Annotated in this window: 19 protein-coding genes and 1 pseudogene; 6 read left to right on the top strand and 14 right to left on the bottom strand. The window is 68.8% G+C overall.

The window, feature by feature from the left end; all coding sequences use genetic code 11:
• The 9 genes and pseudogenes from ACWDOP_RS33850 to ACWDOP_RS33810 form a co-directional block, all read right to left on the bottom strand.
• The coding region (locus ACWDOP_RS33850) for an FAD-dependent oxidoreductase (protein WP_456348310.1) at window positions 1–686 on the bottom strand (686 nt) is incomplete at its 3' end.
• A complete protein-coding gene (gene fdxA, locus ACWDOP_RS33845; protein WP_456348309.1) occupies window positions 683–1,018 on the bottom strand; it encodes a ferredoxin in 336 nt (111 codons plus the stop codon). The genes fdxA and ACWDOP_RS33850, both read right to left, overlap by 4 nt.
• Before the next feature lie 9 nt (window positions 1,019–1,027).
• The gene (locus ACWDOP_RS33840) at window positions 1,028–1,819 is read right to left on the bottom strand and encodes an ABC transporter ATP-binding protein (protein ID WP_456348308.1); all 792 of its coding nucleotides are present in this window, start codon (window positions 1,817–1,819) and stop codon (window positions 1,028–1,030) included.
• Complete coding sequence (locus tag ACWDOP_RS33835; protein ID WP_456348307.1) at window positions 1,816–2,688, bottom strand: ABC transporter permease; 873 nt, start codon at window positions 2,686–2,688, stop codon at window positions 1,816–1,818. Before ACWDOP_RS33835 ends, ACWDOP_RS33840 begins: the two co-directional genes overlap by 4 nt.
• A 61-nt stretch (window positions 2,689–2,749) precedes the next feature.
• Window positions 2,750–4,162 carry an ABC transporter substrate-binding protein gene (locus ACWDOP_RS33830; protein WP_456348306.1) on the bottom strand — a complete coding sequence of 471 codons (1,413 nt, stop codon included), beginning with the start codon at window positions 4,160–4,162 and terminating at the stop codon, window positions 2,750–2,752.
• Between the two features lie 19 nt (window positions 4,163–4,181).
• The gene (locus ACWDOP_RS33825) at window positions 4,182–4,409 is read right to left on the bottom strand and encodes a 4Fe-4S dicluster domain-containing protein (protein ID WP_456348305.1); all 228 of its coding nucleotides are present in this window, start codon (window positions 4,407–4,409) and stop codon (window positions 4,182–4,184) included.
• A pseudogene (locus tag ACWDOP_RS33820) lies at window positions 4,409–7,125 on the bottom strand (fumarate reductase/succinate dehydrogenase flavoprotein subunit). Before ACWDOP_RS33820 ends, ACWDOP_RS33825 begins: the two are co-directional and overlap by 1 nt.
• A 12-nt stretch (window positions 7,126–7,137) precedes the next feature.
• Window positions 7,138–7,947, bottom strand: a complete 810-nt coding sequence (locus ACWDOP_RS33815; RefSeq protein ID WP_456348304.1) for a GntR family transcriptional regulator — start codon at window positions 7,945–7,947, stop codon at window positions 7,138–7,140.
• Window positions 7,948–8,138: 191 nt separating this feature from the next.
• Complete coding sequence (locus ACWDOP_RS33810) at window positions 8,139–9,056, bottom strand: LysR family transcriptional regulator (protein ID WP_456348303.1); 918 nt, start codon at window positions 9,054–9,056, stop codon at window positions 8,139–8,141.
• 167 nt (window positions 9,057–9,223) lie between these two features.
• On the opposite strand from ACWDOP_RS33810, the gene ACWDOP_RS33805 reads away from it, so the two are divergent.
• The 4 genes from ACWDOP_RS33805 (at window position 9,224) to ACWDOP_RS33790 (ending at window position 12,375) form a co-directional block, all read left to right on the top strand.
• Window positions 9,224–10,216 (top strand): YeiH family protein, encoded by a 993-nt coding sequence (locus ACWDOP_RS33805; protein ID WP_456348302.1) that lies wholly within the window; start codon window positions 9,224–9,226, stop codon window positions 10,214–10,216.
• 95 nt (window positions 10,217–10,311) lie between these two features.
• On the top strand, window positions 10,312–11,229 hold the full coding sequence (gene ku / locus ACWDOP_RS33800; protein ID WP_456348301.1) for a non-homologous end joining protein Ku: 918 nt from the start codon (window positions 10,312–10,314) through the stop codon (window positions 11,227–11,229).
• 47 nt (window positions 11,230–11,276) lie between these two features.
• Window positions 11,277–11,852 carry a GNAT family N-acetyltransferase gene (locus ACWDOP_RS33795; RefSeq protein ID WP_456348300.1) on the top strand — a complete coding sequence of 192 codons (576 nt, stop codon included), beginning with the start codon at window positions 11,277–11,279 and terminating at the stop codon, window positions 11,850–11,852.
• A gap of 46 nt (window positions 11,853–11,898) precedes the next feature.
• Window positions 11,899–12,375, top strand: coding sequence for a hypothetical protein (locus ACWDOP_RS33790; protein WP_456348299.1), 477 nt, complete (start codon window positions 11,899–11,901; stop codon window positions 12,373–12,375).
• 114 nt (window positions 12,376–12,489) lie between these two features.
• Here ACWDOP_RS33790 and ACWDOP_RS33785 read toward each other — a convergent pair whose 3' ends face one another.
• The gene (locus ACWDOP_RS33785) at window positions 12,490–12,945 is read right to left on the bottom strand and encodes a DUF4189 domain-containing protein (RefSeq protein ID WP_454203067.1); all 456 of its coding nucleotides are present in this window, start codon (window positions 12,943–12,945) and stop codon (window positions 12,490–12,492) included.
• A 157-nt stretch (window positions 12,946–13,102) separates the two neighbouring features.
• Complete coding sequence (gene lexA, locus ACWDOP_RS33780) at window positions 13,103–13,765, bottom strand: transcriptional repressor LexA (RefSeq protein ID WP_454203066.1); 663 nt, start codon at window positions 13,763–13,765, stop codon at window positions 13,103–13,105.
• Window positions 13,766–13,854: 89 nt separating this feature from the next.
• On the opposite strand from lexA, the gene ACWDOP_RS33775 reads away from it, so the two are divergent.
• The gene (locus ACWDOP_RS33775) at window positions 13,855–14,481 is read left to right on the top strand and encodes a hypothetical protein (protein WP_454203065.1); all 627 of its coding nucleotides are present in this window, start codon (window positions 13,855–13,857) and stop codon (window positions 14,479–14,481) included.
• A gap of 18 nt (window positions 14,482–14,499) precedes the next feature.
• Here ACWDOP_RS33775 and ACWDOP_RS33770 read toward each other — a convergent pair whose 3' ends face one another.
• From ACWDOP_RS33770 to ACWDOP_RS33760, 3 genes are all read right to left on the bottom strand, one after another.
• On the bottom strand, window positions 14,500–15,075 hold the full coding sequence (locus ACWDOP_RS33770; protein WP_456348298.1) for a DUF7691 family protein: 576 nt from the start codon (window positions 15,073–15,075) through the stop codon (window positions 14,500–14,502).
• A gap of 78 nt (window positions 15,076–15,153) precedes the next feature.
• Window positions 15,154–16,857, bottom strand: a complete 1,704-nt coding sequence (locus ACWDOP_RS33765) for a hydroxysqualene dehydroxylase (protein WP_456348313.1) — start codon at window positions 16,855–16,857, stop codon at window positions 15,154–15,156.
• Window positions 16,858–17,311: 454 nt separating this feature from the next.
• The gene (locus ACWDOP_RS33760) at window positions 17,312–18,682 is read right to left on the bottom strand and encodes an NAD(P)/FAD-dependent oxidoreductase (RefSeq protein ID WP_456348297.1); all 1,371 of its coding nucleotides are present in this window, start codon (window positions 18,680–18,682) and stop codon (window positions 17,312–17,314) included.
• A gap of 181 nt (window positions 18,683–18,863) precedes the next feature.
• Here ACWDOP_RS33760 and ACWDOP_RS33755 point away from each other — a divergent pair, with 181 nt between their 5' ends.
• Window positions 18,864–19,496 (top strand): TetR/AcrR family transcriptional regulator, encoded by a 633-nt coding sequence (locus tag ACWDOP_RS33755; protein ID WP_456348296.1) that lies wholly within the window; start codon window positions 18,864–18,866, stop codon window positions 19,494–19,496.
• Window positions 19,497–19,586: the final 90 nt, after the last annotated feature.

The following is a 19,586-nucleotide window of genomic DNA, read 5'->3' as shown; positions in this document are numbered from 1 at the left end:
TCGATGTCCTCGGGATCGACGATGACCTCGATGGTCGGGGAGTGGTCCAGCTCGCGGAGCTCGAGCGGGGTGAACTTGGCCTGCGCGGGACCGCGGCGCCCGAAGACGTGCACCTCCCGGGCCTTGTTGCCCACCAGGCCCGCGTGCACGTTCGGCGGAATCTCGGTCGGCAGCAACTCGTCACCGGTCTTGGCGAGCACGCGTGCGACGTCCAGCGCCACGTTGCCGACGCCGAGGACGGCGACCCTCGTAGCGTGCAGCGGCCATTCGCGCGGTACGTCCGGATGCCCGTCGTACCAGGAGACGAAGTCGGCGGCGCCGTAGGATCCCTCCAGGTCGATGCCCGGAATATCCAGTGCCCGGTCCGAATTCGCGCCGGTGGAGAAGATGACCGCGTCGTAGAACGAACGCAGATCGTCCAGGCTGATGTCGACGCCGTACTCGATGTTGCCGAGCAGTCGGACCTGCGGCTTGTCCAGGACCCTGTGCAGGGCGGTGATGATGCCCTTGATGCGCGGGTGGTCCGGTGCCACACCGTAGCGAATGAGCCCGAACGGCGCGGGCATGCGCTCGAACAGGTCGATGCTGACCTCGACGCCGGACTTCATGAGCGCGTCGGCCGCGTATATCCCCGCCGGTCCGGCGCCGATGATCGCGACGCGCGGCGTTCCGTCGAACGTGGTCACGGTTGGTACGCCCGCACATAGTCGGTATCCACGCCCAGATCACCGGTTTTCGCCGCTCCCCCGGGCGCTCCCAGTGGTTCGGGGTGACCGGGCAACGGCTCGCTGAAGAATCGGGTGTTCTCGGCGATGAACGCCTCCTGCTCCGCGGGCAGGTCCTCGGCCAGGTAGATGGCTTCGACCGGACAGACCGGTTCGCAGGCACCGCAGTCCACGCATTCGGTGGGATGGATATAGGCCATGCGACCGCCGGTGTAGATGCAGTCGACGGGGCATTCCTCCACGCAGGCCCGGTCCATGATGTCGACGCAGGCCGCGCCGATGACGAAAGTCATTGTCTCTCCTTATTTGTCGATGTCCGCGGCGAGTTCGAGTACGTCGTCGGCGGATTCGCCGAGTCCGGCCAGGATCTCGTAGCGCAGGCGTGCGAACTCGGGTTCGAAACGTGCGCCCGGGGCGCGGGGTTCGGCGATGGTGACAATGCGTTGCAGGCGGGCGGGCCGGTGGGTGAGCAGGACGATGCGATCGGCCAGCAGCAGAGCCTCGTCGACATCGTGGGTCACGAAGACGACGGTGGTGCGGTACTGCTGCCAGACCGAGATCAGCAGCCGCTGCATCTCGGCTCGGGTCTGCGCGTCCAGCGCGCCGAAGGGTTCGTCCATGAGCAGCACGCGCGGGCGAGTGGCCAGGGTACGGGCCAGTTGTACGCGCTGGCGCATACCGCCGGACAGAGCGATCGGCAGGTGGTCCGCGAAGTGCTCCAGCCCGACCTGGGCCAGCAACGCGAGCGCTTCGGCCTTCCGCGCCCGGCGCGGCACTCCGCGCAGCGCCAGCGCGAACTCGACGTTCTTGCGAGCGGTGCGCCACGGCAGCAGGGCGTCTTCCTGAAACATCATGGCGCACTGCTCGGCTCCGGCGCCGACGGCCCGGCCGTCGAGTTCGGCGGTGCCCGCCGCGGGCGCGAGCAGGCCCGAAAGCGCCCGCAGCAGCGTGGATTTCCCGCACCCGCTGGGACCGAGTATCACGACAATCTCACCCGGCTCGATACTCAGATCCACCTCGGCGACCGGATCGCCGCCGTAGGCGATCCGCAGATCGCGCAGCCGCACCGCGGCGCCCATCGCCGGCGCGCTCATCGGGCGGCCCTCGGCAGCCAGCGATTGACCCGGCGGCCGGTCAACTCGACCAGTGCGGAGGTCACCCAGCCGAGCGCGCCGATGGTGAGCATGCCCACCACAACGGCCGGATAGTCGAGCAGTCCGTACGCCTGCCAGGTGAAGTAGCCGATCCCGAACTGCCCGGAGATCATCTCCGCGCTGATCACGCAGATCCAGGCCACGCCCATGGCGACCGACAGCCCCGAGAAGATCCCGGGCAGCGCACCGGGCAACGCGATCCGGAAGAGAATGTCGAACCGGCGTGCGCCCAGCGTGGCCGCGGCCTCCTCCCAGACGCGGGGCAGTGCGTGCATGGCGTGAATCGTGCTGACCGCGACCGGGAAGAACGCGGCGAAGAAGGTGATGAAGACGATGCCTTGCTCGCCGGTGGGGAACAGCAGGATCGCGAGGGGCACCAGGGCGATCGCCGGGATGGGACGGGCGACCTCGATGATCGGCCGCAGCAGCCGGGCGGCCAGCGGCGAACGCCCGATCATCATCCCGGCCAGCACCCCGGCGACCGCGGCCAGGCCGAACCCCAGCAGGATGCGGCGCGTACTGGAGACGATATTGCGGTAGTATTCGGCCGCGCCCAGCTGAGTGCGGAACGCGTCGAGTACTTCCGCCGGGGTCGGGATCTTGTCGAAGCGCAGCCACAGCACGACCTGATTCGCGGTCAGCAGTTGCCACAGCAGCAGCAAACCCAGCAGCGGGACGGCGGTGACGATCGCGGATCGCAGTCTCGACAGCACGCGCAGATCGAGGTGGCGTTCGGTGCGACGCGGCCGGTGAGTACGAGACGGCGCCGTGATCGGTTGTGGGGCAAGTGTTTCGGTTGATGCGGTCATGTCGGGTCTCCTGGTCTCGAGCGCGGTGGGCCGATGCGGGGCTGTTCGCATCGGCCCGAGGTCAGCGGGCTCGCAGTGCCGCCTGATAGTCGAGGACGGCGCTACCCGGATGCGTGCTCACGTAGCGGTCGGCATCGGTCCGGACGGCGAAGGCGAGCAGGTTCTGCTCGGCGGGTGCGGCCGGATTCCGCACCCACACCGCGCTGGCGGCGAACAGCCGCAGCCCGGTGCCCGCGTCGGGCACGTACGCGACGCGGACCGGATCCGCGGATTGCGCGATCAGTTTCAGCAGGCAGGCCGGCGTGCGTGCGACCGAGGTCGTCGCCTTGCCGGTGAACCACACTTCCGACGCGGTCGCCTGGTCGGAAACCTCTCCCCCACAGGCGGAATCGACACCGGCCAGCTTGCTGGGCGGGGAGGTGTCGGCCTTGCGGGTCTCATAGTCCGCCCCGTAGAGCTCGCGGACATACCTGTCGTTGATGAACTGGCCGAGGTCCAGATCACCGAGCGCGCCGAGTCCCTTCAGGAAGGGCAGCAGCTTCCCGAGCGCGTCGACCAGCGGCGTCTTGAGGGTGGAGTCGAAGTGCACCGGACCGTTGGGCCCGTTGTAGAGGTAGACGACCTCCACCGGCAGGCCGGTCACCTCCGCTACCCGCTGCGCGGCCGCGAGGGGATCGCCGTTCAGGTAGTCGGCGGTCTCGCGCTGCGCCGCCAGGAAGGCCGCGACAACCTCCGGATGCCGTTCGCCGAAACGCTTGTTGGCGACCACCGCGTGCAACGTGGCGATGTTCGCGCTGCCGCCGTCGTAGAGCAATTTCGCTTTGCCCTGGAACACGAGTGATTGCGGCCAGGGCACGAATTGTGCGAGGGCCGCCGCTTGTCCGCCGGTCAGCGCGGACGCGCCCACCGGTGGATCCTGCCCGAGCAGTTTGACATCGTCCACCGCGAGCCCGGCGCCGGTCAGCCCGGTCGCGAGCATGCCGTGCGCCGCCGAGCCGATGCTCGTCGAGACCACCTGCCCACGGAGGTCGGCCAGCGTCGTGGCGGTCGAATCCATCGGTACCACCACTTGATTCAGAGAACCGCGCAGGTTGTAGCCGGTAACGGCGATCAGCTCGGAACGCACGTCCGCGTGGTCCCGGGTCTTCGACCCGTTCACCAGGATCGGCGCGTCACCCATCGAACCGATGTCGACCTGGCCGGCGAGCATGGCCGCGGTGACGGGCGGTCCGGAGGCGAAGTCCTTCCATTCGACCTTGTATTTCACGCCCGTGGCCGCACCGAGCGCGTCCAGTTCGGCTTCGAAGGTGCCGCGGTCACGCAACAGGGTGCCGGCGGTGACGGTGTTGATCGTCTTGGACTGGTAGCCGATGTTCACGACGACGGTCGAATCGTCATCGGAGCCGCAACCGGACAGCAGGGTTGCCGCCACTACCGCGCCGAGCAGCAGAGCGGGCGCACGCAGGAACCTCATCTCGATCACATCCCCGGGCTCAGCGCAGCAGATAGGGGATGTTGACGGTGACCGCGTCGACGGGGCAGCGAGCCGCGCACGGCCCGCAGTACCAGCATTCGTCGACGTGCATGTAGGCCTTGCCGGTGTCGGGATGGATCGCGAGCGAGTCGAGCGGGCACATGTCCACGCACAGGGTGCAGCCGACGATGCATTTGGCTTCGTCGACGCTGACCGGCACGTCGACGCGATTGTTTGCTTGAGCCATCAGGGTTCCTTTCGAGCGTTGGCTATTCCGATGCGGGCGAAGGCCCGGACATCGGCGTCCGGATCCTCGAGCACGGTGTGGAGGGCGTCGGTGACCTCACGGCGTTCTGCGATGTGTTCGGCGAGCCCGCGCACGACCGCCTTGCGGACATCGAGGTTCTCGTCACTGATCGCCGAGATCAGTTGCACGGCAGCGAATTCCGGAGCAGCGACGGCGAGTGCGATAGCCGCGCCCTGGCGCACCTGCCAGGCCTGGTCGGAGAGCGCGGACGCGGCGGCGGCAGACGCGGCAGCATCGACACCCGTGCGCGCCAGTCCGGTCAGAGCCGCCGCGCGCACCAGCGGATCAGGGTCGGTGGCCAGACCCAGCAGGGTCGCCGCGCCACGCGGATCGCCGAGCGCGGCCACTCCCCGGGCCACCGCGATGCGCACCAGCGGATCGGAATCCGCTGCGGCATCACCTAATTCGGGAAGGGCGTCGAGCGAGGTCAAGCCGCCGACGACGGCACGGCGCACGCTCACCTCCGGATCGGCGAGCAGTGCGGTGAGTTCGGTCAGGTGCGCGCGGCGATGCCGCCAGAGCGCTTCCACGGCCGCGGCGCGGACCTCCGACTCGGCGGCCGCTGTACACGTGCGCAGGATCGCCTCGAACTGTGGTCCCGGGACCAGTACTTCGACCAGTTCGGTGAGGAAGCCGACGGCCGTGGCACGCACCGCGGCATCCGGATCGGCCAGGCCGCCCGCGATCAGCGGCGCGGCGGCCACCCAATCCTCGGTGGTCTCGCTGAGCACCGAGAGCGCGACGCGGCGCACCTCGGGGTCCGGATCGGCCAGATAGGGCCGCAGTTCGTCCACCTCGGGGCACTCGTCCGCGAGTTCCATGAGTTCCAGCAATCGCGTGCTCATCGCGCGCTCCCGGTGTGCGCGGCGACCGCCTCGGCGCCCGGCGGCTGAACCGGGTTGGACCATTCCGGGCCGAGCGGCGGCGCGAGTTCGTCGGGGACACCGTCGGGTCGCACGAATCCGGGGACGGGAACGATGTACGGGGCGACCGGCCGGGTGCGGAATGCCATCGCGCCCCGATCATCACGATAGAGGTTGAGGTGACAGAACCACTCCGCGTCGTCGCGGGCCGGCCAGTCGGCGCGCTGATGATAGAGACCCCAGCGACTTTCGGTGCGGCGCAGCGAAGCCCGAGCCGCCATCTCGGCGCAATCGCGGATGAAGGTGACTTCGGCACAGCGCATCAACTCGTGGGGGGTGTGCGCGCCCATACGGTCGATGTCACCGCGCATGCGCTCGAACGCCTCGACCCCGAGCGACAGGTAGCTCTGCGCTTTGGGCGGTTGCAGGTAGTCGTTGACGAAGCGCCGTAGTTTGTATTCCACCTGCTGCTGCGGGGGGCCGTCGGGATTGCCGAGCGGCCGGTAGATCAACTCGTGCGCGGCCGCGATCTGGTCGGCGGGCAGCGCGGGCCTGGGTGCTCCGGTGGCGAATCCGGCCGCGTGCTCACCGGCGATGTCGCCGTACACGAACGCGCCGATCATGTAGTTGTGCGGCACCAGCGCCATGTCCCCCGCCGCGTACAGGCCGGGCACCGTGGTCGCCGCGTGCTCGTCCACCCACACACCGGACGCGGAATGTCCACTGCACAAACCGATCTCGGAGATGTGCATCTCGATATCGCTGGTGCGGTAGTCCGTGCCGCGCCCGGCGTGGAAGGTGCCGCGGGTGGGGCGTTCGGTGGTGTGCAGGATGCCCTCGATCTCACTGATGGTGGCATCGGGCAGATGGCTGAGCTTGAGATAGATCGGGCCGCGAGCGCTGTCGAGTTCCCGCTTCACCTCGGCCATCATCTGACCGGACCAGTAGTCACAGTCCACGAACCGATTGCCCTCGGCGTTGACCTGGTAACCACCGAACGGATTGGCGACATACGCGCACGCCGGTCCGTTGTAGTCCTTGATGAGCGGGTTGATCTGGAAGCATTCGATGCCCGACAGTTCGGCCCCGGCGTGATAGGCCATGGCGTAGCCGTCCCCCGCGTTGGTGGGGTTCTCGTAGGTCCCGTACAGGTAACCGGAGGCAGGCAGACCGAGTCGTCCGCACGCCCCCGCGGCAAGGATCACCGCGCCCGCCGAAATGGTCACGAACTCCCCGGTGCGCGTGTCGAATCCGACCGCGCCGACCGCGACACCATCGACGGTGAGCACACGCACCGGCATCACGCGATTGGTGATGGTGACCTTCGAGCGCACGTCCCGCGCGCGCAGGGTGCGGTACAGCACCTTCTTGACGTCGCGCCCCTCCGGCATCGGCAGGACGTAGCTGCCGGACCGATGCACCTTGCGGACCGCGTAGTCGTTGTGCTCGTCCTTCTCGAACTTGACCCCGTAGCTCTCCAGCCGCTGGACCATCTCGAAGCCCCGGGTCGCGGTCTCGAAGACGGTGCGCTGATTGACGATTCCGTCGTTCGCCACGGTGATGTCGGCGACGTAGTCCTGCGGGTTGGCCTTGCCGGGAATCACGGCGTTGTTCACACCGTCCATGCCCATCGCCAGCGCGCCCGAATGGCGGACGTGCGCCTTCTCCAGCAACAGCACGCTCGCACCGTTGCGTGCCGCGGTCAGCGCGGCCATCGTGCCGGCCGTACCACCACCGACCACGAGGACATCGCAACTCAACTCCCGGCCGCCGGCGACCGGTGGGGTTTCCATTGTCATGGTTCTTCAGCCTCTTTCGGTCGGTTCGGTCGTGCCCCGATTCGGGATGACCGGGGTGCGGTGCAGGCGTCCGGACAGGGAGAATCGGTCGCCGCGGAAACGCAGGTACTCGAGATCGACGGGCCGGCCGGAATCGGTGTGCGTGAGTCTTTCCAGCAGCAGCAGTGGGGAGCCGGTGCGGATCGCCAGCAGATCGGCCACGGTGCGGTCGGCGGTCACCGCTTCGATCGCGACCGCGGCCGAACCCAGCGGCAGTCCCAATTCGGTTTCCACCAGACCGAAGACATCGCGCCCGGCCAGATCCATACTCAGCAGCGGCGTTCCGATGTCGGCCGGGAGGTAACTCGCGTCGAGCGAGAGCGGTTCGCCGTCGAGGTGCCGGACGCGTTCGAGCGCGACCACCGGCGTGCCTGGTTCCAGTTCCAGCCGTTCGGCCACGATCGGAGTCGCCGGGACGATCTCGGCCAGCAGCACCAGGTTCGTGATGCGAGAGCTGCCGGTCTCGAAGCTCTCGGCGAGTCCGCGCAGTCGATCCAAACCCTGCACCGTGGTGGTGGCGACCACGAAGGTCCCCGCGCCCGGCACCCGATCGATCAGACCCTCGTCGCGCAGCAGCGCCAGCGCGTCGCGCACGATATTGCGGCTGGTTCCGAAGTCGGCGGCCAGTTGGGATTCCGCGGGCAGTGGCCGATCACCGTAGACACCGCTGCGAATTCGGGCCCGGAGAATATCGCGAACCCGGCGTGCCGGAGCGCTGCGCCGACCGCCCGCGCCTTCCGCCCATGCGGTCTGCCGCGAATGTTCTCTGCCTGTCATGCGGACCATGCTCCGAAGCGCGCATTACATCGAACGTTTCGAGCAATTACCGGTCAGTTACGCCACTTACGCCGCCGTGAATATCCGCTCTACCTGCGAATATCTCGCGGTCCGGCCGAGTATTTCCAGCCGCGGTGCCGGACAGGGCCACGCGTGCCCGGCGACTTCGCCCGCCGCCGAAACAATGGTGTTCAGCGCGCGGCTTCGATGCGGGAGGCACATGTCACGAGCACCCCGGCCGCACCGTCGGGGGGTGCGCCGCGGCGCCAGATCGCCCGGAACTCGCGGGTCAGTCGTGCGCCGCCGGCCAGCGGAATCTCGTGGATCACGCCGGCGCGCAGATCTGATTCCGCGACGAGTCTGCTCAGCACGGCCGGAGCCACGCCGGCCCGCACCGCCGCGAGAATGGCCGCGGCCGAGCCGAGTTCGGCGGCGGGCACGGTGGGTGCTCCGAACGCAGTGAGCGCCTCCCACACCGTGTCGCGCGTACCGGATCCGGGTTCTCGCCACAGCAACGCGGTGCGCGCCAGTTCGGCCAGCGACAGCGACCGGCCGCGTGTGGTCCACGCATGACCCGCACCGACGACGACAACCAGCTCGTCCGCGCCCAGCTCACGGCCGGCCAAGCCGTCCGGCAGATGCGGGCCCTCCACGAAGCCCACATCCGCGACCCCGCTGCGCACGAGTTCGGCTACCTGGCAGGAGTTCTCGACCTCGAGCGTCACGCCGACCAGGGGGCGAAGCCCGCGCAGCGCCGCCAGCCAATGCGGAATTCGGTGGTCGGCAATCGTTTTCGACGCGGCGATACGGAGACGGGATGTCCCCGCACCGCGCTGTTCAGCGGTGTCGGCCACCAGGGCGGCAGCGGCCGCGAGCACCGTCAGCGCGTGGGGGAGGACGGTCCGCCCGGCGCCGGTCAGCACCGAGCCGTTGGGCCCACGCTCGAGCAGATGCAATCCCAGCCGACGTTCGAGAGCACTGATCCGCATGCTCGCGGCGGGCTGGCTGATGCCGTGCCGGCGCGCGGCGGCGCCGAGACTGCCCAGCTCGGCCACCGACACCAGCAGATCCAACGACTCCAGGTCAGGGGTTCCAGGGGGCAGCGGCATACCGCTCGATTATCGCGACGCCGGTCGATCGCGCCACTCGAGAGTCCACCGCGACCATCGGGGCGGGAAGTAAACCGCCGAACGCCGGCGCGGTGCAAACCGGAGCTTATGAGTTCGTCCGCGATCGGTGGCTACTCAGCGGTCCGGGCCACGGCGACAGTGCGAGGATGCGTAATATATTGCCGGGCTTGATACTTGCCGCCGCTCTCGCCACCCTGGCGCTGATCCTCGGCCATTTCCTGCCGGTAGTCGGCGCACCCGTCCTGGGACTCTGCGCCGGTGCGCTCGTCGCAGCCGTCGGTGGCACAGCCCCACACGGTGACAGCCGGTTCGGCCCGGGGCTGGCTTTCGCGCGGCAGCGCCTCCTGCAGGCCGCCATCGTGCTCCTGGGTCTGGGGCTACCGGTCGGCACCGTTCTCACGGTCGGCCATCGCACGGCCGCGGTGCTGTTCGGAACCCTGGCGATCGGCGCCGTCAGCGCGTTCGCGGTCGGCAGACTGCTGGCGCTGGACCGGGAATCCGCCATCCTGGTCGCCGTCGGCACCACCATCTGCGGCGCATCGGCCATCGCGGCGGCCACCGCGGTACTGCGACCGCGCCGCGAGACGGTCGGCTACGCGCTGGCGACGATCTTCGTCTTCAATGTCGCGGGTGTACTCGTGTTTCCGCCGCTGGGCCGCCTGCTCGGCATGTCCGACGAAGCCTTCGGGCTGTGGGCGGGAACCGCGATCAACGACACCTCGTCGGTCCTGGCCGCCGGAGCCGTCTTCAGCACGGCCGCAGCGCATTTCGCAGTCATCGTCAAACTGGTCCGCAGTCTGATGATCGTGCCCATGTGCCTCGGACTGCACTGGGCTCGGCGCCGCGCGGATTCGACCGATTCGAAGCGCGACCTGCTCCGGATCATCCCGGCGTTCGTCGTGCTCTTTCTGGCCGCGTCCGCCGTGGCCGCCACCGGCGCGATCCCGACCAGCTGGCACGCGGCAATCACCACGACCAGCGCCTGGCTCATAGCCGCGGCCATGGCCGGAATCGGCACCGCCCTCACAGGGGATCAGCTCCGCCGGGCCGGAACACGCCCGTTGCTGTTCGGCGGCATCCTCGCCGTACTCCTCGCGGCGGGCAGCCTCGGTCTGCAAACGGCATGGGGGTGGCGCTGAGCGGCAGCCCACCGACAACATCACGCAACCATAGGAAACCCCAGGTAGGCGGCGTGTTAAATGCCGGAAATGCCCGTTGCAGCTACGATCGGGAAATGCGGTCCATCTGGAAGGGCTCCATCGCGTTCGGGTTGGTCAACGTCCCGGTCAAGGTTTATACCGCCACCGAGGACCACGACATCAAATTTCATCAGGTCCACGCCGCCGACGGGGGGCGCATTCGCTACGAGCGGTTGTGCACCATCGACGGGCAGCCCGTGCAGTACGCCGATATCGACAAGGCGTACGAATCGCCGGACGGGGACCGGGTGATCCTGACCGACGAGGATTTCTCCAAGCTGCCCGCCGCGGAGAAGCACGAGATTCCGGTCCTGCAATTCGTGCCGTCCGAACAGATAGACCCGATTCTGTTCGACAAGAGCTATTACCTCGAACCCGATTCGACCACGCCGAAAGCGTATGTCCTGCTCGCCAAGACGCTCGAGCAGACCGACAGGCTCGCGCTGGTGCACTTCACGCTCCGGCAGAAGACCCGGCTGGGGGCGCTGCGGGTGCGGGACGGGGTGCTGGTGCTGCAGACCATGCTGTGGCCGGACGAGGTGCGGTCGGTGGCGTTCGAGAAGCTGGACGGGGTGGCCGCGCCCAAGGCGCAGGAATTGAAAATGGCCGAGACCCTGGTCGATACGCTCTCTGATGATTTCGACCCGAGCCTGTACGTGGACGAATACCAGATCGAATTGAAGAAACTGCTCGACGAGGCGATTGCCAGCGGCAGCAGCAAGGTCACCCGCGCGCCCGAGGCCGCCGCACCCGAAATAGACGCCGAGGTCGTGGATCTGGTCGCCGCGCTGCAGCGCAGTCTGGAAGCGTCCGGCCGCGGCGGAGCGACGAAAGCGGCGCCCGCCAAGGCCGCGAAATCGGCGTCGAAATCCACGACCCCGGCCAAAAAGACCGCCGCCAAGAAGACGACCGCGAAGAAAGCGCCGAGCAAACAAACCCGCAAAGGCGCGTGAGCACGGCGGACGGGTCACCGGAGCCCGGAACTGGCAAACTGGCGGCTATGGAACCCGCCATAGCCATCGTGCCCATGGGGCTCGGCCATCTCCGCCAGGTCCTGGATCTGGGCTACGAGGTGTTCGACACCAACACCAAGCCCTACACGTCCTGGTCGCTCACCTCGGTGGCCGAACACCTGGACAGCCCGAGCCGCTCGTGCTGGGTGGCGGTGGATTCCGATCGCGTGGTGGGATTCGTGCTCGGCTCCATGGAGTTCGAGCTCCGCGACGACTGGGCATACCTGGAGTGGATCGCGGTCGCACCCGACATGCAGGGCCGCGGCATCGCGGGCCGGTTGATGAACGCGTGCTGCGAGACCCTGTTCAACAGCGGCGCGCGGCGCATCGTCACCGACGTCGAGAACCACAACACCGCCTCGGCCTCGCTCATGAAGCGCAACGGCTTCACCGAGGGCACCACCGTGACCCTGTTCGTGCGACCCAATCCCGCACCGGGTTTCGAGGACTCCCCCGCCGAGGGTGACAGCGAGCAGATCACCCTGACCCCCGGCACCAAACGCGAACTCATCCGCAAGGGCCGCATCGCCGGCGAGGGCGGACGGGCGCGCATTCCGCGCTGACCCCGCGGCGGCGAAGTTGTCGGACCCCGCCGCTACGGTGTCGGCCATGACCGACAGCACCATGGACGCCATCAACGCAGCCGTCATCCTCGGCCGGACGGGCGAGCCCGCGCGGGCGCGCGAACAGCTTGCCGCGCTCTGGGATTCGGTCGGGGCGGACGGCGACGCGCTGCACCGGGTCACCATCGGGCATTTCCTGGCCGATCTGCACGAGCATCCGGCCGACGCGCTCACCTGGGACGTGCGCGCCCTGGACGCCGCGGACGCGCTCACCGACGCGCGAGCGCGCGAGCATCATTCGACGCTGCAGGTCAGCGGGTTCTATCCGTCGCTGCACCTGAATCTGGCCGACAACTACCGGCGCCTCGGCGCGTTCGACACCGCGCGCCGGCACCTGGCCGCCGCCCGGGAGCGCCTGGATGTGCTCGACGACGACGGCTACGGTTCGGTGGTGCGCGCCGGGGTGGAGAACGTCTCGCGCGCCCTGGCCGAAGAGTCCACCGAACGGCTGCCCACGCACTGAATCAGTAGCGCGCCCAGGGGTTTTCGCGCCATCTGTCCGGAACGTGCCCGGATAAGACAAATGTGCGCCGCACCGGACGAATCCGGTACGGCGCACATCAGGTTCGGACCGTGATCAGCGCGCGTTATCGGTGCACGCCGACAGGATCACCTTGGCCGCCCGCGGCGAGGACGAGCCGAGGTCCGGGAACTGCGGGGCGCTGTTGCCCAGCACGTCCGTGGCACTCTTCTCGGCCTCGGCCTTGGTCGGCGCCCACGCCCAGCCGAAGCGGGTGTCGGCGCCCTGCGACACCGCACCGCAGGCATTGGCGAAGCGAACGACCGACTCGCAGTCGCTCTGGCCGCACTTGGCGATGGCGGCGTTCTCCGCGGCGCCGTAGCTGCCGTAGTTCACCGCGTACGCCACGTTTCCGGTGCTCCGCGACAGCGCGAGCGCCCCGTAGAGGTCACCGGCAGTCGCGGTGAACACCGGCTCTTCTCCCGCCGCCGAGGCGGGACCTGCGGCCATGGCACCCATCGCCGCCATCGACATGATCGCGAGGCCCATTCCGGCCTTGCGCAGCAACGACATTCGATACTCCCCGTCATGAATTTGTCAGAACGGGTCGAATTCTTGTCGAGCGCCGAACCAATGTCCAATTGGAACTGGACAGTCTCCAACTTTTGGAGGATTTCCGGTTCCGGCATTGCCCGACCGGCGAACTGCACACCGACCCGGGGAAATCGTCTCAGACGCGACGCATAACCGAGACGACTTTGCCGAGTACGGTGGCCTCGTCGCCGTCGATCACACTGTAAGCGGGGTTGCGCGGCTCCAGGTACACGTGGCCGTTGCTGCGGCGATACACCTTCACCGTGGCCTCGCCGTCGATCATGGCCGCGACGATCTCACCGGAATGCGCTTCGCTCTCCTGGCGAATGATCACGATGTCGCCGTCGCAGATCGCGGCGTCGATCATGGAGTCACCGCGCACGCGGAGTCCGAATACGGTGCCGCGACCCACCAATTCTCGGGGCAGCGAGAGAATGTCGTCGGTGTGCTGTTCGGCGAGGATGGGGGCGCCGGCCGCGATATCGCCGACCACCGGAACCGACACCGTATTCTCCGGCTGCGTCCGGCCGGGCGCGGAGTTCAGGAACAATCGCACATCCATGGGCCGGGTGACCGATTCACTGCGGGTCAGGAATCCGCGATCCTCCAGCGCCTTCAGATGCCTGGACACCGAGGACCCCGACCGCAGGCCCACCGCGTCGCCGAGTTCGCGGGTGCTGGGCGAATACCCGTGCCGCTGTACCCAATCCCGGATGGCGGCCAGAATCTGCTGCTGGCGCGGGTGCAGGGTGGAGGTGTCGAGATGCTCGAATCCATCGAAGTCGTCGTATCCGGTCACCCGCGCATCCTACGGCGCGAGGGCCCGGTTCCCCGATCCCGGCGGGTTCGGTCCCCCGTGTGTCGAGCGCGTGGACTAGTTTGGTCCGCGTGAGTTGCGAATTCATCGTCCTACCGGCCGATTCCGTCGCCGCGCCGCACGAGGTCACCGGCTACCTGGAATCCCGACTCGGAACGCCCGCCGCGGTCAGCCTAGGTCTGATCCTGGCCGACCTGTGGCGCTGGAACACCGAGATCCCCGTGTGGAACGGCCGCATCATTCTCGAACCCGCGGGTGACTGCATCCGGATCTCGGTGCCCGAGCACGCGGCCTGGCGCGCGCTGCTGTGGATCGAGGAGCTCATCGCCGACACCGGTTTCGCGCTCTACGATCCGACCGACGGCACCCTGGAACAGGCCGAACCACGCAAACTGCGGGTGAATCTCGGCGGCGCGCGCTACTTCCGGACCCTCACGCCGCGGCAATTGCGTTCCTGGATACCGCAATTGCACCTGTTGACCACGAAGCCGTTCCTGATCGTGGACGAACCCGGCAACGAGGGCACCTTCATCCAGACCTACCGGGAAGCCCCCGACGAGTACATCCTGGAATACCGCGACGGCGACATGGTCACCACCAGCGTGCAGGATCCGCTCCTGGTGGCGCGGCTGATGTGGGACTGGGTCAACGACCGGCACGACGCGCTGAACGAACTGCACTGGGAACCGGTGTCCTGACCCGGTTCCCGGGGGCGGTCAGTAGTAGAAGCACACGAGCCCGGTGCCCTTGTCCTGACACACGCGCAGCCATTCGACCAGATCGGCGACCGACGCCCGCACGGTGTCGTCGGCCAGCCGATCGAGGTCGGCGTCGGCGAATATCTCTGCCAGGGAGGTGATCTCGCGGTTGTCGAGGTACCCGATGCTCGGGAAGTCCTCGATCTCGGGCAGGTTCACCGGCGATCCGCTCAACACCAGTTCGGACGGGTCGAAGTCGACCCCGATCTCGGCCAGCGCGTTCTGCACCAGCGCGAAGTACCCGAATCGCATTCCGGCCCAGTGCGCGTTGTTCAGCTGGCTGCCGCTGTGCCGGCACAGCGCCTCGAGCGCGTGCCCGTACGAGGGCCCGAAGTCCCGGTGCATGGGCTCCCCCCGCAGCAGCTGCCGGATGACGTCCCCGGGCCCGAGCCCGACGTCCTCGGCCTCGTCGAGCCGCTCGAGCACGGCGGCGGGCGCCGAGCGCACGATGTCGTCGACGAACTCCTGGCCATAGGACCCGATCAGCCGAAGACCTTCCAGGTCAACGGCATACGGGCTGACAACGTAGGACACGATTCCCCTTCCGGCACGCGGTCGGGCACACACTAACAGCCCCGCCCGCGCGGTGGGTCGCCCGGCAGCCGGATCCGCTCAGCCCAGCAGGTGGGGCAGGCCCGCACGGTAGCGCTGGGCATCGAGCTGTTTGAAAGGCTCGAAGATCGGCGGGGCGAACAGGGGGAAGATCGAGGCCCGGGGAGCGTTGTCGGCGGCGGCGTCCAGGACGGCGTTGGCGGCGGTGCGGCCGGACTCGTTGGCGCCCTCCATCGTCGCCAGATCGATGTGGGTGCGGACGTGGTCGCCGGCGAAGAAGAGGTTCTCCACCGCGCAGTGGGAGGTGGGGCGGTGATCATAGGAGCCGGCCGTGTTCACCAGCAGCGGGGTGTCGTTCACGGCTGCGCCGCCGTCCCAGTGCACGCCGGGATCCAGGAACCAGGAGTGGATGTCCTCGTCGCGCAGCCAGTCGGTCCCGGTATTGAGCCACGCCTTCAGCTGGGCCCACACCTCCTGCGCCACTTCGTCTTTCGTGCACTGCTTCGCGGTCTTGCCGAACAGGATCCCGGGGGTGTCCCAGTCCGAGACGTCGACCGAGAGGCACTCGCGGACCGTCCCGTCGCCGTAGCGCGCGGCGAAGTCGCCCACCCACATCGGCGCCTGGCGCAGGGCGGTCAGCGCCCAGGGTGAGCCGAGCGCGGCGACGTGTCCCTCGGGGAGTTCGGTCGGCGTGGTGAGGTAGTACTGGATGCCGACCATCCAGTCGACCTCGAGGTTCCGCATACCCGCCAGGCTCGGATCGGCGTTCAGGATCGCGTCGTTCAGCAGCGGCACCGTGCGTTCGACCGGCATCGCGCACACGTACCAGTCCGCCTCCACCCGGCCCACGCCGGCGACGGTCGCGCCGCTGATCCGGCCGCCGTCCAGGTGCAGCCCGGTCGCCTTGGCCCCCATGACGAATCGCACACCGCGCCCGCGCAGGTGGTCCACCCACGGATCGATCCACGCCTCGTTGGTGGGCCGGTTCAGGATGCGGTCGACCCCGCCCTGGTAGCCGGGCACCAGGCCGGTGCCGGCCAGCACCAGCGCCTCACCGATCGTGCCGATGGTGCGCGCGGAACTGCGATGCGGCTTGGCCGCCACGGTGATTCGGGTGAGCGCGTTCACCAGATACTCGCGGTAGGCGGTCGATTTGCCGTTCGCCTGCATCACGTCGGTCCAGGACCGGTACTCCCACTCGCCGAACCGGCGTTCGGTGGAACTGGTGAACCAGCGCATCATCTGCTGGGTGAAGAACGCCAGTTCGGTGGGCGGCAACTGCGGGATGAAGCCCACCGCCCCGGAGATGGTCGACTGGATCACCTCCGGGGTCAGCTGGGCGAGCCCGCCCGGCTCCACCGGCAGCACGATGGGCGGCAGATTCGGGAATCCGGCCGTGGTCGCCTCCACCCGCACCAGATTGTCGGCAACGCCACGCGGGTTGCCTGGGAACGGAATTCGGCTCATGGTCTCCGGAATGTGCTGATAGCAGCCGGGGAAGAAGCGGAACCCGTGCTCACCGGGCAGGTCCGCGCGCCCGCCCGCCGCGGTGCCCGGCACCGGCATGCTGCGGGCCTTGCCGCCCAGCGCGAGCGGTTCGTAGACGGTGACCTCGTAGCCGCGGTCGATGAGTTCGTGGGCGGTGGTCAGCCCCGAGACGCCGCCGCCGAAGACCGCGACCGACCGGCCGGCGGCGTGTGCTCGCACCGGACCGATGGCGGGCAGGGTGACCGCGGCGGCCGCCAAAGCGGTGCCGCGCAGCATGTTTCGTCGGGAGATGGCGGTGACGGGCGCATCGGGTCGGGGGTTCACGGATCACTCCTGGGTACGTGGGATGGACGGGCGCGGAGGGTGGGTGGAGACGGTGCGAGCGGATGACTGTGGAGCCGTCGCGGGCGGATCGAGCCGCGGGTCTGGGCGGCGAGGTGACCGTGGAGACGGCCGAGGGGGGACGGGCGAGGTGCGTACCGCCGCCGGGTGGCGATGGGCGGTACCGGGAGTGGCGGGCGGTGGAGTGGGCGAACAGCGATGGGCGGTTGCGGACCGGCGGCTACGGACGGGTGGCGGAGGAGGTGGCGAGAGCCGGTGCGGGGCGGCGACTGCGGGCAGGTGATGGAATGGGTGGGAACGATCAGCCGGTGCGGGCGGCGACCGCGGCGCGGCTCACACGGGGCGTCGTCGCGGATGCGGCGATCTGCCGGACCTGGACCCGGCCGAATCAGCTCGCCGCGACGATCGCGGTATCCGGCCACGCGGGGAGCGGCGGCAGGCCGTCGCGGCGGGCGCGCAGGCGCTGGTGGTGTTCGGTGGCGGTGTCGAGCAGTTCACGCACCAGGGTGTGCGCCACCGGAACCGGCGCGTGCCTGCGGACGGCCCGCGCGGCCAGTTGCGCCGAAACCCGCAGCGGCAGCATCTGTTCCGGCGACCGCATGCGGGTCATGACTTCGAGCACCCGGGCGGCCAGGCCCGGGTCGGCGTCCGCGGCGCGATACAGTTCCACCTCCAGCGGGGTCATGGCCGCGCCGCGCGCGAGCCGGTTGGTCCACTGGTAGATGGGCAGGCATTCCAGCTCGCGCTGCCGTTCCCAATCCAGCAGCGCGGCGTCCAGCGCGGCGGGGTCGTCCAGCACCGGGGCAGCGGCGCGGGCGAGCAGGCGGCCGTAGCGCAGCGCGTCCCGGATCCCCTGCGCGGTGATGGGATCCTTGAAATGCCCGGCGTCTCCCGGCAGCGCCCAGCCCGGGCCCGAGGAGCGCCGGAAGTAGGAGACCAGGTCGAACGCGGTGCGCACCCGGCCCGCGAGCGTGCAATCACGCAGGCGCTCAGCGAGTTCCGGGATCTCGCCGATGAAGCGGCGGTACAGCGCTTCGGCGGTGCGCGGGCTGCGTTCGGCGCGTTCGACCGGCGGCTGGATCAGGCACAGCACCAGATCGCCGTCGCACGGAAACGCGGTGCCGAGCAGATCGCCGCTGCGCCACTGTGCCGCGACATGGCGTTGGCCCGGATGCGCGTCGTGCCAGTAGCCGAAGTAGCAGGCGCGACCGCTGGCGGCCTCCCGGTAGGGCGCGGTGGCCCCGACGAGTTTCGCGACGGTGCTGCGGCGGCCGTCCGCGCCGACGACCAGGGGCGCGCGTACCTCGGCGACCACACCGGCGCGATCGGTGTAGCGCACACCCGCTATTCGGTCCCGCTCGCGGATCAACTCGGTGACCAGCGCGCCCTCGCGCAGGTCCGCGCCGTGCTCACGGGCCGTGGCCACCAGCGCCGCGTCCAGGCCCGAACGCCGCACGCAGAGTGCGTAGTCCACGCCGTCGACGGCCGCGAACTCGGTGCGGACCGCGTAGCCCGCGCCGCCGGCGAACGCGGTACCGAGCCGGGGTGCGCCGAGTTCCAGGACCCGGTCGAGCGCACCGAGCGCGTCGAGTTCGGCCACGCCGGTGGGCCAGAGCAGATGCGTGGACAGGGTATCGGAGGGGAACCGGCCGCTGTCCAGAGCGATGACATGTCTTCCCGCGCGGGCGAATTCGACGGCGGCCGCGGTTCCCGCGCACCGTGTTCCGACTATGACGACTTCGGCGAATTCGGTGCGCATCGAAACTCCCACTCGAGGGACAGAGTGTTCGGACACTGTGTCTCACATGAGAGGGTGAGATGAAAATCGTCTCTTGTCAATACTTTTCACTCCGACTCGGCGTGTCGCCCGCGTTGCGGCACAATGGCCCCATGACTCCCCCATCGCACCGTCACCGCAGTGCCGCGCTCGGGGAGCCCGCATGCCCTCGCTGACCCGCGTCGCGCGCACCGGGCGCGCACAGCGCGACGAGCGCCGCGAAGCCGTGGAACGCCGCGTGCTGGCGGCGGTGGACGAACTGCTCGGCGGCGGAGCGACTTTCACCGAACTGGCGGTCCAGCGCATCGCCTCCGAAGCCGACATCGCCCGCTCGACCTTCTACCGATACTTCCCGGACAAGAGTCAGCTACTGATCCGCATGGCCGAACTCGCCACCGACGACCAGTTCAGCGCGGCCGAACAGTGGTGGTCCAGCAGTCACGCCGACGGCGAGGCCGGCGTCGTGCACGCCATGCGCCTGATGATCGCGGGCTCGCGCCCGCACGCCCAGCTGCTGCGGGCACTCTCGGAGGTCTCGGCCTACGACCCCGACGTCGGCCAGTACTGGCGCGGCCGCGTCGGCTCGTTCGTCGCCCTGGTCTGCCAACGCCTGCACACCGACCAGTCCGCGGGCCGCCTCCCCGCCCGCGTCGACATCACCGCGACCGCGATCGTGCTGACCTGCATGGTCGAACGCTCCATCGACTTCCTGCTCGGCACCGACGCGGTGGACGACGAGCAAATGGCCCGCTCACTGGGCCGCGCGATCTGGCTGACGATCTACGGCGACGCCTGATCTCACCCGGCGTCAGCACCTCCGCAACGCCCCGGCCTGCGCTTGCCGCAGGAATCGCACCACCGGTATTGCCGCAACAACTGTGGCCCC

This window comes from Nocardia sp. NPDC003693, from assembly GCF_053981095.1.
The sequence above is the reverse complement of the archived record's forward strand: the minus strand, read 5'-3'. Positions and strand labels throughout refer to the sequence as shown.